This window comes from Alcaligenes sp. GW821-FHT11D07 (assembly GCF_058808495.1).
In genome coordinates this window covers 1,824,537-1,840,496 of the sequence record NZ_JBXART010000001.1, presented here as the reverse complement: position 1 = coordinate 1,840,496, position 15,960 = coordinate 1,824,537, and the positions used below count along the sequence as shown (strand labels likewise).

At 56.4% G+C, this 15,960-nt stretch carries 15 protein-coding genes; 7 read left to right on the top strand and 8 right to left on the bottom strand.

All coding sequences use genetic code 11. The features are described from left to right. Positions 1-35 precede the first annotated feature (35 nt). Complete coding sequence (locus AC1RSM_RS08490) at positions 36-416, bottom strand: SirB2 family protein (RefSeq protein WP_492931356.1); 381 nt, start codon at positions 414-416, stop codon at positions 36-38. Between the two features lie 118 nt (positions 417-534). After that, entirely contained in the window at positions 535-1,401 is an 867-nt protein-coding gene (locus AC1RSM_RS08485) for an MBL fold metallo-hydrolase (protein WP_492931354.1), read from the bottom strand. A gap of 74 nt (positions 1,402-1,475) precedes the next feature. Between AC1RSM_RS08485 and AC1RSM_RS08480 the strand changes: the two genes are divergently transcribed. From AC1RSM_RS08480 to AC1RSM_RS08470, 3 genes are read left to right on the top strand one after another with little or no spacing between them, the layout of a single operon-like run. Next, the gene (locus AC1RSM_RS08480; protein ID WP_492931352.1) at positions 1,476-1,802 is read left to right on the top strand and encodes a metalloregulator ArsR/SmtB family transcription factor; all 327 of its coding nucleotides are present in this window, start codon (positions 1,476-1,478) and stop codon (positions 1,800-1,802) included. Then, complete coding sequence (locus AC1RSM_RS08475; protein ID WP_492931350.1) at positions 1,789-2,220, top strand: YeeE/YedE family protein; 432 nt, start codon at positions 1,789-1,791, stop codon at positions 2,218-2,220. Before AC1RSM_RS08480 ends, AC1RSM_RS08475 begins: the two co-directional genes overlap by 14 nt. Before the next feature lie 10 nt (positions 2,221-2,230). Beyond that, a complete protein-coding gene (locus tag AC1RSM_RS08470; protein WP_492931348.1) occupies positions 2,231-2,641 on the top strand; it encodes a DUF6691 family protein in 411 nt (136 codons plus the stop codon). Positions 2,642-2,678: 37 nt separating this feature from the next. Here the strand turns inward: AC1RSM_RS08470 and cadR are convergent, their stop codons facing one another. After that, a complete protein-coding gene (gene cadR / locus AC1RSM_RS08465; RefSeq protein ID WP_492931346.1) occupies positions 2,679-3,110 on the bottom strand; it encodes a Cd(II)/Pb(II)-responsive transcriptional regulator in 432 nt (143 codons plus the stop codon). A 144-nt stretch (positions 3,111-3,254) separates the two neighbouring features. On the opposite strand from cadR, the gene AC1RSM_RS08460 reads away from it, so the two are divergent. Together AC1RSM_RS08460 and AC1RSM_RS08455 are read left to right on the top strand one after the other, a co-directional pair. Continuing rightward, a complete protein-coding gene (locus AC1RSM_RS08460) occupies positions 3,255-5,540 on the top strand; it encodes a heavy metal translocating P-type ATPase (RefSeq protein WP_492931344.1) in 2,286 nt (761 codons plus the stop codon). A 235-nt stretch (positions 5,541-5,775) separates the two neighbouring features. Further along, the gene (locus tag AC1RSM_RS08455) at positions 5,776-7,467 is read left to right on the top strand and encodes a SulP family inorganic anion transporter (RefSeq protein ID WP_492931342.1); all 1,692 of its coding nucleotides are present in this window, start codon (positions 5,776-5,778) and stop codon (positions 7,465-7,467) included. Positions 7,468-7,573: 106 nt separating this feature from the next. On the opposite strand, the gene AC1RSM_RS08450 is transcribed toward AC1RSM_RS08455, so the two are convergent. The 4 genes from AC1RSM_RS08450 to glpK form a co-directional block, all read right to left on the bottom strand. After that, a complete protein-coding gene (locus AC1RSM_RS08450; protein ID WP_492931340.1) occupies positions 7,574-8,710 on the bottom strand; it encodes a formylglycine-generating enzyme family protein in 1,137 nt (378 codons plus the stop codon). Next, positions 8,697-10,418 carry an arylsulfatase gene (locus AC1RSM_RS08445; protein WP_492931338.1) on the bottom strand — a complete coding sequence of 574 codons (1,722 nt, stop codon included), beginning with the start codon at positions 10,416-10,418 and terminating at the stop codon, positions 8,697-8,699. The genes AC1RSM_RS08450 and AC1RSM_RS08445 overlap by 14 nt, the downstream gene beginning before the upstream one ends. 418 nt (positions 10,419-10,836) lie before the next feature. Next, positions 10,837-11,289: a TM2 domain-containing protein gene (locus AC1RSM_RS08440; RefSeq protein ID WP_492931336.1), complete on the bottom strand. Its 453-nt coding sequence runs from the start codon at positions 11,287-11,289 to the stop codon at positions 10,837-10,839. A gap of 28 nt (positions 11,290-11,317) precedes the next feature. After that, a complete protein-coding gene (glpK, locus tag AC1RSM_RS08435; RefSeq protein ID WP_492931334.1) occupies positions 11,318-12,811 on the bottom strand; it encodes a glycerol kinase GlpK in 1,494 nt (497 codons plus the stop codon). Positions 12,812-13,008: 197 nt separating this feature from the next. Between glpK and AC1RSM_RS08430 the strand changes: the two genes are divergently transcribed. Then, positions 13,009-14,607 carry a glycerol-3-phosphate dehydrogenase/oxidase gene (locus AC1RSM_RS08430; RefSeq protein WP_492931332.1) on the top strand — a complete coding sequence of 533 codons (1,599 nt, stop codon included), beginning with the start codon at positions 13,009-13,011 and terminating at the stop codon, positions 14,605-14,607. Positions 14,608-14,678: 71 nt separating this feature from the next. On the opposite strand, the gene AC1RSM_RS08425 is transcribed toward AC1RSM_RS08430, so the two are convergent. After that, a complete protein-coding gene (locus AC1RSM_RS08425) occupies positions 14,679-15,176 on the bottom strand; it encodes a C40 family peptidase (protein ID WP_492931330.1) in 498 nt (165 codons plus the stop codon). Positions 15,177-15,615: 439 nt separating this feature from the next. Here AC1RSM_RS08425 and flhD point away from each other — a divergent pair, with 439 nt between their 5' ends. Next, positions 15,616-15,942, top strand: coding sequence for a flagellar transcriptional regulator FlhD (gene flhD, locus AC1RSM_RS08420; RefSeq protein WP_003804716.1), 327 nt, complete (start codon positions 15,616-15,618; stop codon positions 15,940-15,942). Positions 15,943-15,960: the final 18 nt, after the last annotated feature.

The window sequence follows — 15,960 nt, the reverse complement described above, 5'->3', positions numbered from 1 at the left end:
TAGAAAACGGGGCATCAAGCCCCGTTTTTTTATGCTTAGAAGAACCAGGAGCCGGGGCTGTGGCGAATAGCAACGCCCACGATATAGATAAAAATCGCAATGGCCAGCAAAGACGCAATAGCTCGGATCTGCGGAGTTTTACCGCGTTTGATCGCAAACGTGCCCACGATGATATAGAGCACAAGCAGCACAATTTTGGTAATCAACCAGGGTTGATTGGCCGCTGCCCCCAGCATGCCCGCCAGCGCCAGACCACAGACCAGCAAAATGGTGTCGATCACATGCGGGGCAATGCGCACAAAGCGATTTTGCAAACAGGATGAGCCTGTCACTGACCAGAAGGCGCGAATAATAAAAAACAAAATGCTCAGCCCGGCAGCTGTCATGTGCAAATGTTTGAGGGCTATGTAAGTCATGCCTGTCGTTTCCTTCTGAAGTTCGGGGTGCAGAAAAAGGCAGTATACGCAGGCTAGGCTTGAAAGAGTTTGTTCTGCGCCTGAGCGCGGGTAGGATCAGGCGCAGCAAGAGCCAGTCTTAAAGTAGGTTGAGGGGCAGTTTCAAATACACCTGCCCATTGCTTTCAGGTTCGGGGAAGTGGCCTGCGCGGATATTGACCTGGATGGAGGGCAAGATCAGGCGCGGCATACCCAACGTTTTATCCCGTGCGTTGCGGCGTTCGCAAAACTGTTCCTGGCTGATGCCGTCCCGTACATGGATATTGCCGGTTTTTTGTTCCTGGACGGTGCACTTATTTTCAGGCTCCCGCCCATCGGGAGGGTAGTCGTGGCACATGAACAAGACGGTTTCGGGCGGCAAGCGCAAGAGGCGCTGGATGGACTCGTAAAGCTGCTTGGCGCTCCCGCCCGGGAAATCGCAACGGGCCGTGCCGACATCGGGCAGAAACAGGGTGTCGCCCACAAATACCCCCAAATCTTTGACGTGATAAGCCATGTCCGCCGGGGTATGGCCAGGGACGTGCATGACCTCCACCTCAATATCACCTATCTGGAAGATCTGCCCATCTGCAAAGAGCGCATCAAAAGGCGTGCCATCTGCGCGGATTTCGGCCTCGATATGGAAAATCCGGCTGAAGGTGGATTGAACTTGCTTGATGTGTTGACCAATGGCGATTTGGCCGCCCAACTGTTGTTGCAGCCAGACGGCGGCCGACAGGTGGTCGGCATGGGCGTGAGTTTCCAGAATCCATTGCACCTGCAGTTTGTGCTGCTGTACAAAATCCACAATTTTCTGCGCTGAATCGGTGCTGCTGCGAGCAGCGGCGGCGTCATAGTCCAGCACCGAGTCGATGATGGCGCACTGGCTTTGGCCTGCGGCATAGACCACGTACGAGAAGGTGGACGTATCCGAGTGAAAGAAGCTGGCGACCTGGGGTTGGTGCATGTCAGACCTCTTGTGGCTTATAAATTACAAAAAGATATTATATAATAATATATATTGTTTTTTGGTAGATCGTAATGAATCAAACGGAACTGGAAGCCCTGCGCAAGGTGGCCGGACAAGCCAGCGGGCTGCTGGGCTCTTTGGCCAATCCCGATCGTTTGCTCATTCTGTGCACCTTGGTGCAGGGAGAATGCAATGTGGGGGAACTGGCCCAGCGTAGCGGTATTGCTCAGCCTACCTTATCTCAGCAGTTGACGGTATTGCGGCGTGAAGGGCTGATTGAGAGCCGTAAAGAAGGCAAGTTTGTCTATTACCGCCTGGAGCATCCCGCTGTTCTGGCGCTCATGCAAACCTTATATGGCATCTTTTGCGCGCCGGGAGGCACTGATGATCACGATTGACTGGAGTTCATTTACCCCGTGGAGTTCCGTAATTGGCGGTGCTTTGATTGGTCTGGCAGCCTCGATACTGGTGCTGTTCAATGGCCGGGTTTTTGGTATTTCAGGGCTGCTTTCTGGCACCTGGAGTAGCGCGACGGGGGATCGTGGCTGGCGCTGGATGGCTTTGCTGGGGATGGCGGCGTCACCGTGGTTGTACCGCCTGGCGGGTGAAACGGTGCCAGTTGTGCAGGCTCAGCCTTGGGCGTGGGTGCTGGCGGCAGGTTTGTTGGTAGGTTTCGGAACCCGTCTGGGCTCTGGTTGTACCAGTGGTCACGGGGTATGTGGTTTATCGCGTCTGTCTGGCCGTTCTTTCGCGGCGACCTTGGCATTCATGGCCAGTGGTTTTCTGACCGTCTATGTGTTGCGCCATTGGATCTAAGGAGCCTGTCATGCAATATTTCATCGCTTTAGTGTCCGGCTTGATCTTTGGCCTGGGCCTGTTGATTTCAGGCTTGGCCAATCCGGCTAAAGTCTTGGCTTTTCTGGATCTGGCGGGCGCTTGGGACCCTTCATTAGCCTTGGTGATGGCGGCTGCCATTGCAGTAGCTTTCGTGCCGTTTAGTTTGGCGCGCCGACGCCCTTGTGCGTTCGTGACGGGGCAGCCTATGAATCTGCCCAAGCAGCGTCAGATTGATCGCCCCTTGATTATCGGTTCTTTGATTTTTGGGGCGGGTTGGGGCTTGGCAGGTTTCTGCCCAGGGCCAGCTGTTGTGCTGGCGGCCTCTGGAGCCCCGTTGGCGATTCTGTTTTTCCTTGCGATGTTGGGCGGTATGTGGGTGGCTGAACGGGTGCGTGCCTAATTACAACAAGCAAGAACAGGCCTGCACCCATGGCCAGTTAACCCAGATGCGTACTGGGAGCCGGAACCTGATCCGGCTCCATATTGACCAGCCCCTGCAAAATTCCGCAGTGCTCCAGACCACCCGCCTGACCACAGCGGTGCCGAAGCTCAATCAACTGTTTTTGCAGATGTTCCAGTTCGGCAATCCGGACAGCAACGTGCTCGATATGCTCATCCAGTAATTCATTGACGGGGGCGCAGTCTTGCGCCGGCCCATCCATAAAGGCCAGCAGGCCGCGAATCTCCTCATGTGTCATATCCAGGCTGCGGCAGTTGCGGATAAAACGCAGCCGTTCCAGGTGGATCGTGCGATACATGCGGTAATTCCCATCGCTGCGTTCGGGCTCGGGCAGCAGCCCCACCTTCTCGTAGTAGCGGATAGTTTCCGTGTTGCAGTGGCTTTTTTCAGCCAGTTCACCGATTTTCATTGCTGTGCCTCCAGAGGGCTTGACCTTGTAGTTACTTTAGGCTTTCTACTGATCTCATGCAAGAAGCGAGGAAACGCGATGACATCAGCAAATAACTCTTCAAAGGTCGGCTCCGCCATGGGGCAGGGTGCTGCAAAGGCCAGTATGCCAGCGCATTCTCACGACCACAGCCATGAGCACGATCATGTTGCGGGACAGCCGCATGACCATAGTCACGATCACGATCACGATCACGATCATGGGCATAGCCACGAGCATTCGTCTGCCCAGCGTCACACAGACGCAGCGGCCTGCTGCTCGGCGCCCGCCATGGGTCCGTCGGTCAGCTTGGCGGCCAGCACTTCCACGCGTCTGGTCGTGCACATTGCCGATATGGACTGCCCGGCGGAAGAAAACATGATTCGTACAGGTCTGAAGCGCCTGGATCAAGTGCAAAACCTGGGTTTTGACTTGATGCAGCGCGTGTTGACGGTTGATCATGCCGATGGCGCACGGGACAAGGTGCTGGGAGCCTTGCGCGGTTTGGGGTTTGAACCACGCATGGCAGATGAGGAACCGGTGAAGCTGATGTCAGCCAAACAGGGCCTGATCCGGATTGCTGGTGCCGTGGTACTGGCCTTGGCGGCTGAAGTCAGCCATTGGCTGGCAGCGCCGGAGTGGCTGGTCATTATTCTGGCGGCGGCGGCGATCCTGTCCGGTGGTGTGCAGGTCTATAAAAAGGGCTGGATATCGCTGCGCAATGGTCAGCTCAACATCAATGCCTTGATGAGTATCGCCGTGACTGGTGCTGTGCTGTTGGCCCAATGGCCAGAAGCCGCAATGGTGATGTCTTTGTTCAGCTTGGCTGAATGGATCGAGGCCCGCTCGTTGGATCGTGCACGTAACGCCGTGGACAGTTTGCTGAAACTGGTACCGGATGAGGTGCTAGTCAGTGCAGATGGTCGGGACTGGAACCGTGTGCCCGCCAATCAGGTGCAGGCCGGTTGGCAAGTCCGTGTGGCTCCGGGTGAGCGCTTTGGTCTGGACGGCAAAGTGTTGCAAGGTCAAAGCACGGTTAACCAGGCTCCCATCACCGGCGAGAGTGCGCCCGTGGACAAGGCTCCCGGTGATGAGGTCTTTGCAGGCACCATCAACGGCATGGGCGAACTGGTTTACCAGGTGCAGTCCGCTCACGATGAAACCTTGCTGGCTCGCATTACCCGCTCGGTTCAGGAAGCCCAGGCCAATAAAGCACCGATTCAGCGTTTTGTAGACCAGTTCTCCCGCGTCTACACCCCGTTGGTCGTGTTTGCAGCGGCGTTGATGGCCGTGGCCTTGCCCCTGATCTGGGGTGTGAGCTGGTCTGATTCGGTTTACCGTGCGCTGGTATTGCTGGTGATTGCTTGCCCTTGCGCCTTGGTAATTTCCACGCCTGTAGCGGTGGTCAGTGCTTTGGCCAGTGCCGCCCGTGCCGGTATCTTGATTAAAGGTGGGGTGTATCTGGAGCGGGCTCGTCAACTGCGCTACTTGGCGGTGGACAAGACAGGTACCTTGACCTTGGGCGAGCCTTCCTTGAGCGAATACGGCAGCTTGCGTCGTGGTCTGTCTGATAGCGAAGTGCTGGACAGGGCGGTGGCCTTGGCCGAGCGTTCTGATCACCCCGCTTCGCAAGCCATTGCACGAGGCCGTGTGGCATCAGGACTGCTGCGCCTGGACCAGTTTGAGGCTTTGGCTGGCAATGGTGTTCAGGCTCAAGGTTCGGAAGGTTTGCTGCGCTTGGGTAAGCGTAGCTGGGTGCTGGGGCGGGGCGTGGCAGAGTCCAGCGCGGCAGAGCAGCAGGCGGTAGAGAGCGGCGCCACTATGGTGTATCTGGGTGACGAGCAGGGTTTAGTGGCCTGGTTCGCCATGATGGATACCTTGCGCCCCACCACGACTCAGGCTATTCGTGCCTTGCAGGATCAGGGCGTGCAGGTGGAAGTCCTGTCGGGTGACCACGAGCAAGCCGTGCGCCATGTGGCTCAGCAAGCCGGTATCAAGGATTATCGTGGTGGCTTGCTGCCACAGGACAAGCTTGATCGTATCGAGGAAAAGCTGGGCACGGGTTTGGTGGGCATGGTGGGCGATGGCATTAACGACGCGCCTGCTTTGGCTCGGGCCGATGTGGGTATCGCCATGGGTGCCCTGGGGTCGGACATTGCCATTGAAACTGCTGATGTGGCCTTGATGGACGATGATCTGGGCAAGATTGCCTTGTTGATGCGTCAGTCGCGTGCCTTGCATCTGGTGCTTTGGCAGAACATCAGTCTGGCCCTGGGTATCAAAGCCGTATTTTTGGTGATGGCCCTGACCGGGCAGGCCACGATGTGGATGGCTGTCTTTGCAGACGTGGGAGCCAGCTTGCTGGTGGTCTTGAACAGCTTACGCCTGCTGCGGACCCGCAAAGAGTCGTAATAAGCCGCTTGTAGGTGGAACGCCGCCTGAATTGAAGTGTGCCCCGAAGGTTGAGCAGGTCTGCAACGTTCGGAGCCGTTCAGCTCAGGCGGTTTTTTTTATGCTTCATCAAATCAGCCCATCACTATCGTGAAGGTGGCTGGACACGCAGTAGTATCATTAAGGCTTCATTTGAGTTGAAGCCCGGCTTGTTGCTCATCTGTTTCGAGCAGGCAGGGCATGACAAGGACGCGCGATGATTGCACTGCTGGAAGCGGGTCGAGCCGGATTCCTGGGGCGAAAACATTGGGTCAATAACCTGCTGGCCGGTTTGGTGGTGGGGGTGGTGGCCTTGCCCTTGGCAATGGCCTTTGCCATTGCTTCCGGGGTCAAGCCAGAGCAAGGCTTGTACACCGCCATTATTGCCGGTCTGGCGGTTTCCTTATTCGGGGGCAGCCGGGTACAGATTGCCGGGCCCACGGGCGCATTCATCGTTATTTTGTCCTCGGTGGTGGCGCAGCATGGTGTCGCCGGCTTGCAAATTGCCACCTTGATGGCCGGGGTAATCTTGCTGCTGCTGGGCGTGTTGCGTCTGGGGGCGGTTATTCGCTTTATCCCTGATCCCGTCATTGTGGGATTTACGGCTGGCATTGGCGTGATCATCTGGGTAGGCCAGTGGCGCGACTTCTTTGGCTTGCCTGCTGTCGTCGGCCAGCATTTTCACGAAAAGCTGTGGTTCTTGCTGCACAATCTGCCAGCTTTGGATTGGCCCACCACCGTGCTGGGTCTCCTGTCGCTGGCCATTTTGATCTTGGTCCCCCGCATTCCCACCTTGGCACGCTTGCCCGGCCCTTTGGTGGCCCTGCTCATCATTACCTTAATTCAGGCCATTTTCCGTTTTGAGTCCGTGGCCACGATTGGGTCCAGCTTTGGTGCTTTGCCCAGCGGCCTGCCAACATTTCAATGGCCAGAAATTACGATGACGCGCATCGTGGAGCTGATTGGCCCAGCGTTCGCCATTGCTATGTTGGGGGCGATTGAGTCGCTCTTGTCAGCCGTCGTGGCGGATTCCATGACCGGTACCCGGCACAACTCCAATCAGGAATTGATCGGCCAAGGTTTGGCTAACGTGCTTTCGCCTTTATTTGGCGGCATTGCAGCCACCGGTGCCATTGCCCGTACCGCCACAAATATCCGTAACGGGGGAGATAGCCCGATTGCCGGTGTGGTCCATGTGATCTTTCTGGTGCTGGTGTTACTGCTCTTGGCCCCGTTGGCCGCCTACATCCCTTTGACGGTACTGGCAGCCATCTTGTTCATGGTGGCCTGGAACATGAGTCAGGCTGGCTTGGTACTACGTTTGCAGCGCCGCTTGCCCGTGGCAGACCTGTTCATTTTGTGGGTGACCTTCACCTTGACCGTGTTTGCCGACCTGGTGGTGGCGGTCAATATCGGGGTGATTCTAGCCATGCTTTATGTGCTCAAACGTACCTCGGACGGGGTGCAGGTACGGGCACTGGAAGGGCGGCGTTTGCAACGGGCCTTGGATTTGTCGCTCAGCCAGGAACTGCGTCAGGATATTTCCGTACTGACCTTGGAAGGGCCTTATTTCTTTGCCAGTGTGGAAGCGGTGAACCGCTCTTTGCTGACGGTTCCCGAGTCGGTGCGGGCTATTGTTTTGCGGCTGAACTACGTGCCTTTTGTGGATGCGACGGCCATGCAGGCCCTGGAGACTGTCTTGGCCGAACTGGCTGAGCGCAAGGTAATGGTGGCCTTATGCGAAGCCAATGAGCGGGTCTCGCGCAAATTAGTACGGATGGGCTTGTCCAAGCAGATTCATGCGCACCGCGTTTTTGATAGTTTGCAGACCGCGTGGGACAGTGTGGGAGAGACCCTGGATCATCAGGCTCAGGAAAACGTGGCTAAGTCCGCCCCCCAGCCCGCTTGACGGTGTCGGATGGAGTGAATGAATCGCTGCAGGTCGTAAACAATCCCCTCGTCAAAAACGAGGGGATTGTCTTTTTTTCGTCCTGTAGCAGATGTTTACCTGCGTATTAGGGGGCCGCAGATACGGATTGATTCACCACATTCAGCACTGTGCGAAAGCCCACGTGCTGAGTAGACATGGCAGTTTCCTGAGGCTGACGCGAAGCGGGTCGGTAGCGCACACAGAAATTGGCTGCACACAGAAAAGAGCCCCCTTTGATGACGCGGCTGGTGGGGTTGTCATCCGCCTCTAGTCTTGAGGCAGGCGCCCCTTGAACGGCCTGACGGGCATGGTCCGGGCTCCAGGCTGTACGGGTCCATTCCCAGACATTGCCTACCGAATCCCACAAACCGTATTGATTGGCCGGGAAGCAGCCGACCGGGGCCGTACCTGCATAGCCGTCACGCAGCAGGTTTTTCGCGGGAAAATCCCCTTGCCAGGTGTTGGCCATCAAGCGCCCCTTTAGCTCCGGCGTATTGCCCCAAGGGTAAGTGGCTCCCTCCAGTCCACCTCTTGCGGCAAATTCCCATTGCGTTTCGGTGGGCAGATCACGTCCTAACCATTGGGCATAGGCCTGGGCATCCTCGTAGGCGATATGGACAACCGGGTGGTTCTCCAGCCCGTTCAGATTCGTACCGGGGCCATTGGGATGACGCCAGCTGGCTCCGGGCACCCAAGTCCACCAGTTGTAGGCGTTCTGTTGCGTGGTGCCGTGCTGCCCGTGTTTGCCGTGGCTGTCATGATCATGATCGGCGGCTGGAGGGGTAAAGACCGCCGAGCCAGGTTGACGGTACTGTTCCGGAACACGAGCCTGTGGCGGAAACTCCGGCATGCGTTCGGCCTGGGTCATATAGCCGGTGGCATCCACAAAGCGGGCGAACTGCGCATTCGTGACTTCGTGACGGTCGATCAAAAAGGCCGGGACTTCCATAGGGTGGACAGGCTGCTCTTCCGGGTAGCCCTCGTCCGAGCCCATCAAAAATCGCCCCCCGGCTATGGCAACCAGACCGGCCTGGTTGGCCGCTCCGGGCTGGGCGGGACCAAAGCCTGCCGGGATACCGCTATAAGCTTGGCAATCATGGGCTGACTGGGGGGCAGGGAGGGATTCGGAGCCATTTTGGGCAGGGGCGACCAGCGGGACTGCCGCCAGCAGCCCGCCTACCGTTAGCAACGCCTTGGCTCGTGTGAGCTTAAAGGAGTTCATCCAAATCCTTGTAATAGTTCAGGCTGTTGCTGTAGCCCGGACGGGCCGCCAGACCTTCAAAGTCTTTGACGCCATTGCGCTGAGCATATTGCTCGTATTCGGCAATCATTTCCTTGAGTTTTTCGGGGTGCTTGTCCGACACGTCGTTCAGCTCGGAGCGATCTTGCGCAATATTGAACAGCTCCCAGCGATCTTTGCCCCAGGGCGCATTGGCATAGACGATTTTCCAATCGCCCAAGCGCATGGCGCGGCGGCCATTGAGCTCCCAACCTTGCCGGAAGGTTTCATGCACTTGCTCGCTGCGGCCAGTCAGCATGTCCACCATGGAGTTTCCTTGCATCGGAATCACCTCGCGGCCTTGGTATTCGCCTTTCGGTTGTTCGATCTGGGCCAGCGCAAGAATAGTCGGGGCGATATCGGTTACATGGGCAGGAGCGCGCACGAACTCACCTTGTCGTTTGCCACCGGGCACACGCATGATGCTGGGTACCGAAATGCCGCCCTCGTACATAAAGGCTTTGTACAAATTGAAAGGCGTGGAGCCCACCTGCGCCCAGCCTGGACCATATTCAACAAACGAGCCGGGTTTGCCTGTGTTCTCGTAGCTGTTATCACGGTGCTTGTGCGCCCAGGCACGGGTTTCGCCTTCGTCCAGGACGGTATTGCCGTCCGCACCATTGTCCGACAGGAAAATAACCACGGTATTGTCGTACTGTCCGCTTTGTTTCAGGTGCTCGATGACGCGGCCAATCTGTGCATCCATGGATTCCACCATAGCGGCATACACCGTCATGCGCTTGCTTTCAAAACGCTGCTGTTCCGGGCTCAGCTCCTTCCAGCGTGGCCAGGCGGAATTCCCGACATAGCCTTGCATGTCTTGTGGCACCAGCCCCATTTTTTTCATGCGGGCCAGGCGTTCTTCGCGCAGTACGTCATAACCGGCGTCGTAGCGTCCTTCGTACTTGCGGATGTACTCATCGGGGGCGTGCAGAGGCCAGTGTGGCGCGGTAAAGGCCAGATACGCAAAAAAGGGCTGATCCTTGCGGGTATCTGCATCGATGTAGGACAGCAGGCGAGAGGCAAAGAACTCACTGGAGTAGAAGTCTTTGGGCAACTGCACTTCTTTGCCGTTCTCCCGGTACAGGGCTACGGGGGCTTTATTGGCATCAAAAGTAATAATGCCACTTTGATCGAAGTGGCTGGCTCCCCCATGCATCAGGGCGTAGGACTGATCAAAGCCGCGATTGGGCGGAGCTACTTCTTCCTTCACGCCCAAATGCCACTTACCGGCCATATAGGTGCGATACCCGTTGTCTTGCAAGACCAAGGGAAAGGGTAAGGCGCGGTCGCTAAGAAAGCCTTCATAGCCGGGCAGGGCGCGTTGCTGCGGTGTCATCAGTTCGGCCATGCCACCAAAGCCAACCTGGTGGTTGTCTGCGCCGGACATCAGCATGGCGCGGGTCGGCGAACAAAAAGGGGAAGCGTAAAAGTCAGTCAGGGCCACCCCGTCTTTAACCAAGGCATCCAGGTTAGGGGTGGCGATTTCGCCACCAAAGGCACCAATGTCTGAGTAACCCAGGTCATCGGCCACGATCAGCAGAATATTGGGGCGTTGGGTATCTGTAGCTGCTGTGGCTGACAGGCTGCACGCAGCCAGTGCCAAGCCCAGCAAGCTACGTAGCAAGCAGGTATGTGTAGAGCGTCGCATTTTCTTGTGTCTCAATCTATTTTTTGTTTGTGATGACACTCGCGGTCCGAGGGGCGCTGATGCAAGTCAGGGCTGTGCGAACACACTAGGCCTGGAACGCGAGCGTGGTAGCGGGGGCGAAGGGGGCCAATGCGGATCCCGTCAGGGTGCTGCGCAAGAGAAAAGGATCTAAAACCAGATCCTGCAGCAAGGGCTCCACACTTGTGATCTGGGCCGGGTCTGCATGTCGTTCAAGGGATGGCGTGTGTCCCCTGAGTGAATTGAACACGAGGCAGGGGCGCGCTTTCCAAGACTTAAAAGGTTTGTTTCTATACCAGAAAGGTATGGCCTTGAATTTACTGCTTTGAAATCAAGGCATTAAGAATCAGGAGAGGGGCCTTTATCGTTTTCCCTTATGGGCCCCGTCTCCGTTTGGAAATCAGCGTATCAGCTTGAAATCGTCGTCGCCCATAAAGGCATAGCGCAGGGCATCAATCAGGGCCAGGAAGTAAGCCAGCGGGGCCCAGATGGCAAACAGCACCAGAAACAACAAACCCATGCCGATCTGGCCCAGGTAAAAACGGTGCACACCCAACCAGCCCAGAAAGATGGCCAGCACAATGGCGATCTTGCGGTGACTATTGGGTTTTTCCATTTCATCTTTTTTGTTTTTGGAAATCCAGATGACCAAGGGAACGGTGATCAGCAAAGCGATCAAGACTTTGCCCCAGTGGACCATCAGGTACTTTTGCAGCTCCTGCATCAGCTCGGCGAAATCCCGGACCAGAAAGCCCAGGTAAGACGCAATATGGCTGAACATGGCCTCGCCAAAGGTCAGGCCCAGCATCACAAGCAAGAAGATGGCAATGCCTAGTATGATTTTTTGCAGCATGGTGTTTCCGTCAAAAAATACAGCAAATTCAAGAGGTTCGTGCCTGGCGCACGGCCTGTTCCCAACTGAGCATCAGACTTTGCGCCTCATCACGGGACATGGTGGGTTCAAAAATGCGCTCGCATTGCCACAGGGCTGCTATTTCGGGCAGACCGGCATACAGGCCACTGCCCAAGCCCGCTAGATAAGCGGCTCCCAAAGCGGTGGTTTCAATATTAACGGGACGCACGACGGGCAGGCCAAGCAAATCTGCCTGAAATTGCATCAGAAGATTATTGGCGCAGGCTCCGCCATCGACACGCAGCTCGTGCAGGACAGGGCCACCATTTGCCTGAACATCTCGATTCATGGCTTGCAGGACAGCCGCGCTTTGATAGGCAATGCTGTCCAGAGCGGCTCGTGCGATGTGGGCCATGGTGGAGGCGCGGGTCAGCCCGGTGATAGTGCCGCGTGCCTGGGCGTCCCAATAGGGCGCTCCCAGCCCGGTAAAGGCCGGGACCAGTCGCACACCTTGGGCATCGGGCACACTACGGGCCAGCTCTTCGACTTGGGCGCTATGTTCCAGAGCTCCTAGCCCATCGCGTAGCCACTGAACAACAGCACCGCCGATAAAAACACTGCCTTCCAGTGCATACGCAGGGGTGTCGCCATGATGGGCGGCGCTGGTGGCAATGAGCCCGTTATGGGATTGCGGAACCTGCGAGCCGCAGTGCATCAATAAAAAGCAGCCGGTGCCGTAGGTGTTCTTGGCCATACCGGGAGAGGTGCAGGCTTGTCCGAACAGTGCGCTTTGCTGATCGCCAGCCACCCCGCTAATCGGGATGGCACTGCCCAGAACATCTGGGCTGCAGCGTGCAAATTCGGAAGCAGAACCTTGTACTTTAGGGAGCAGGCTGGCGGGAATCGTAAAAAGGGCCAGTAATTCATCATCCCATTGCTGGGTATGGATGTTGTAGAGCAGCGTACGCGAGGCATTACTGACATCGGTGGCATGGACCTGCCCACCACTCAAGTGCCAGATCAGCCAGCTGTCTATCGTCCCAAAAGCCAGTTCGCCGCGCTCAGCACGTTCGCGGGCGCCGGGCACAGAGTTGAGCAGCCAGCGCAGTTTGGACGCTGAAAAGTAAGCATCAATGGGCAGGCCGGTTTTGCGGGTAATCAGGTCCTCGTGGCCTTGTTCACGCAATTGCGCACAGAAGTCTTCGGCACGCCGGTCTTGCCAGACAATGGCTTTGTGCAGGGCCTGACCGGTACGCCGGTCCCACAGCACCGTGGTTTCACGCTGATTGGTAATGCCAATGGCATGAATGTCCTGGGGGCGCAGGCCAGCCTGTTCGATCGCCTGCCGGGCGGTCTGAAACTGCGTGTCCAAAATTTCCTGGGGATCGTGCTCCACCCAGTCTGTGCGTGGATAGTATTGCTGGGTTTCCTGCTGCGCCTGCGCCAGAATGCGGCCGTCTGCCGCCACAATAAGGCTGCGCGAGCTGGAGGTTCCCTGATCAAGAGCAAGTATGAATGTCATGCGAATAGGGCTGTAAGTGCAGAGCAGGTCACAGTGTACCGGCTCTGTGCGGCCTGTGTCCGGTGGCGGGGGGCTCTGATACGTGAGCAAACAAGTTTCACTGGACGGTAAAAGTTCAGGGGCTAAAATCAGGGTAAATCCCGAGCCAGTCAGTGTTTTTTGGGTATCCGCTAATTTCAGGGCCGATTTCTTATCTTATGACTACATTAAGTTCCCCCTTATTGACCGATAGAGCACAGATGTTGGGCGCCTTGGCGCGCACGACCCAGGTGGATATGGTCGTTGTGGGTGGTGGAGCAACCGGCCTGGGCGTGGCGGTGGATGCGGCCTTGCGCGGTTTAAGCGTGGTGGTTCTGGAAGCCTGGGACTTTGCCAAAGGGACGTCGTCGCGGGCCACCAAGCTGGTGCACGGTGGAGTGCGCTATCTGGCACAAGGCAATGTCAGCCTGGTGCGCGAAGCCTTGCGCGAACGCATGCACTTGCTGAGCAATGCGCCCCATCTGGCGCAGCGCCTGCCGTTTGTTATGCCCAGCTACAAGTGTTGGGAGACCCCGTTTTATGGGGTGGGCTTGATGGCGTACGACGGTCTGGCCGGGCGCGAGGGCCTGGGGCATACCCAGTTCCTGAGTGCCTCCAAAATACGGCAGATTCTGCCCGGAGCGCGTCAAAACGGGTTGAAAGGCGGCGTTAAGTATTGGGATGGTCAATTTGACGATGCTCGGCTGGCATTGGCGCTGGCGCGTACAGCGGCCTTGAACGGGGCTTTGCTGATTAATTACTGCCCGCTGGTGGAGGTCTTGCACAGCGAAGGGCGTGTATCCGGGGTGCGTTGCCAGGACAAGGAAAGTGGTCAGACGTACGAAATCAAAACTGGCTGTGTCGTTAACGCCACAGGAGTCTGGGTCGATCAGGTGCGGCAGCTGGATGCCCAGGAGGCTGGTCGTGAATTGCGGCCTATGGTCTCGCCCAGTCAGGGTGTGCATCTGGTGGTTGATCAAGAGTTCTTGCCGGGTGAACACGCCTTATTGGTTCCGCGCACTCATGACGGGCGCGTGCTGTTTGCGGTGCCTTGGTTGGGCAAGCTGATTTTAGGGACCACCGACACGCCCCGAGACGATATCCCGCTGGAGCCTCGCCCCTTGGCGCAGGAAGTGGATTTCATTCTGAAAGAGTCCGCCAATTATTTGCAAAAGGCGCCTCAGGTCAAAGATGTGCGCAGTATTTGGGTGGGGCTGCGGCCTTTGGTGCGTCCCGCAGCAGAATCGGCCGCAGGCCAAACTCAATCCATCAGCCGTGAACACAGCATTACGGTCAGTACCAATGGTTTGTTGACGGTCACCGGCGGTAAGTGGACCACCTACCGAGCGATGGCAGAGGATGTGCTGGAGCGTTGCCAGCAGTCGGGCCTGCTGAGCCCTCTGCCAGCCTGCCGCACACAGGATCAACGATTGGTCGGTGCCTCCTACGTGGGGGGCAGGCGCTCCTTAAGTAGCACGGCCGGTCTGGATGCCTATGGCAGTGAGGCTGATTGGGTGCAGACCTTGCCAGGTGCCGATCAGGAACTGGCCCCGGGTTTAAGCGCGGCGATGGTGCGCTTTGCCTGTCGTTTTGAATATGCACGCACGGTTGAGGACATGTTGGCTCGTCGTTCGCGGCTGTTGTTTCTGGATGCCCGTCTGGCGCAACGTGTGGCCCCTGCGGTGGCGGCCATCATGCAGGAAGAAACAGGCCGTTCCCCTGAATTGGAGGCCTTTATAGAATTGGCCGAGCAATACGCCACCGTTCCGACGACGTAAATAATTAATAAGAAAGGGCCCCGGCAATGGGGCCCTGATCGATTCAATCCCTGCGCGGACTCGACGATTAATCAATCAAAGAAAGTTCGAGCCGTTTCAAAACGTTTGGCGAAGTAGGGGTTATCCATAGAATCAATTCGTACGCGCCCACCGCTGGAGGGCGCATTGATGAATTGTTGTTTCCCTATATAGATCCCTACGTGCGAATAGGGAGCGCCCAGCGTATTGAAAAACACCAGGTCACCCGGACGTAGCTGCGAGCGGCTGATACGGCGTCCTGCGCCGGCCTGATCGCTGCTGCGCCGTGGAATGGGCGAGCTGGCCTCCTGACTGAACACATAGTGCACCAGACCGCTGCAATCAAAGCCGGTGGAGGGCTCGCGTCCGCCATAGCGGTAAGGGGTGTCCAGCAAGGTCAGCGCCGACATGACGACAGCAGAACGCCGCTGTTCATGGACGGTGACCGTCTTGCCCGCAGAAGGAGGGGCCGAAGGGGTGTGCGCGCATGCGGCCAGCATCAAAGTCAGGCACAGGGCGAACAGACGTTGCGTAAAAGCAGCAGGAACCATGGGCTGTTACAAAACGGGTGCGTTAGGTATTGAGGAACCAGTCACCAGAAGATTATCCGATATTTAGCATCGTTTTAGGCAGAGGCTGAGCGTAGCTGTATGGAGATATGCATTAATTAATGCTTAATGTATGCAACAAAACATAAATTTGACGATAACGTTTTGATCTTTGTCATGTTACATCTAGTTTATATCTACAACATTAAGTGAGCATCTGATAATATCCTGCTGTGTCTTGATGCATTTATTGCATATGTTCGACGTTTTTCATGTTTTTAGAGCATTTATAGACAGGCTGTGTCAGAAACGTCGATAATGTAAAAAATATATTCATGCAATACATTGCAAGGCATGATACATATTTATGTAACTTTATATATTTTAAATGTGTTTTGTTACAAGAAACTAGCTGATTAACAGTTTTACAAGGATGGCTGACATGCCCGTATCGGAAAATTCGCTGCTGAATGATATTCAGGAAGTCAATTTGTCGTACTTGTTACTCGCGCAGCGCCTGCTGCGGGAGAATTTTTCGGCAGGCATGTTCCGTTTGGGCTTCGACACCGATGTGGCAGAAACTTTGTTGCGTCTGTCGCCCGCCCAACTGGTCAAGCTGGCTAGCTCCAGCTCGTTGATTTGCGGCTTTCGCTTCAACGATTACGACCTGCTCACGACCTTGACGCAAAACGTGCTGGGAGGGGTATTGCAGCAGGCCCACTCCACCATTCTTCTGTCTCAACGTGCGACGGCAGAACAAGCCGGCTAAAGCGGCTTTAAAAAAATT

Coding starts and splice junctions, on each gene's coding strand:
- AC1RSM_RS08490 (WP_492931356.1), bottom strand. CDS start 416: ATGACTTACATAGCCCTCAAACATTTGCACATGACAGCTGCCGGGCTG.
- AC1RSM_RS08485 (WP_492931354.1), bottom strand. CDS start 1,401: ATGCACCAACCCCAGGTCGCCAGCTTCTTTCACTCGGATACGTCCACC.
- AC1RSM_RS08480 (WP_492931352.1), top strand. CDS start 1,476: ATGAATCAAACGGAACTGGAAGCCCTGCGCAAGGTGGCCGGACAAGCC.
- AC1RSM_RS08475 (WP_492931350.1), top strand. CDS start 1,789: ATGATCACGATTGACTGGAGTTCATTTACCCCGTGGAGTTCCGTAATT.
- AC1RSM_RS08470 (WP_492931348.1), top strand. CDS start 2,231: ATGCAATATTTCATCGCTTTAGTGTCCGGCTTGATCTTTGGCCTGGGC.
- cadR (WP_492931346.1), bottom strand. CDS start 3,110: ATGAAAATCGGTGAACTGGCTGAAAAAAGCCACTGCAACACGGAAACT.
- AC1RSM_RS08460 (WP_492931344.1), top strand. CDS start 3,255: ATGCCAGCGCATTCTCACGACCACAGCCATGAGCACGATCATGTTGCG.
- AC1RSM_RS08455 (WP_492931342.1), top strand. CDS start 5,776: ATGATTGCACTGCTGGAAGCGGGTCGAGCCGGATTCCTGGGGCGAAAA.
- AC1RSM_RS08450 (WP_492931340.1), bottom strand. CDS start 8,710: ATGAACTCCTTTAAGCTCACACGAGCCAAGGCGTTGCTAACGGTAGGC.
- AC1RSM_RS08445 (WP_492931338.1), bottom strand. CDS start 10,418: ATGCGACGCTCTACACATACCTGCTTGCTACGTAGCTTGCTGGGCTTG.
- AC1RSM_RS08440 (WP_492931336.1), bottom strand. CDS start 11,289: ATGCTGCAAAAAATCATACTAGGCATTGCCATCTTCTTGCTTGTGATG.
- glpK (WP_492931334.1), bottom strand. CDS start 12,811: ATGACATTCATACTTGCTCTTGATCAGGGAACCTCCAGCTCGCGCAGC.
- AC1RSM_RS08430 (WP_492931332.1), top strand. CDS start 13,009: ATGACTACATTAAGTTCCCCCTTATTGACCGATAGAGCACAGATGTTG.
- AC1RSM_RS08425 (WP_492931330.1), bottom strand. CDS start 15,176: ATGGTTCCTGCTGCTTTTACGCAACGTCTGTTCGCCCTGTGCCTGACT.
- flhD (WP_003804716.1), top strand. CDS start 15,616: ATGCCCGTATCGGAAAATTCGCTGCTGAATGATATTCAGGAAGTCAAT.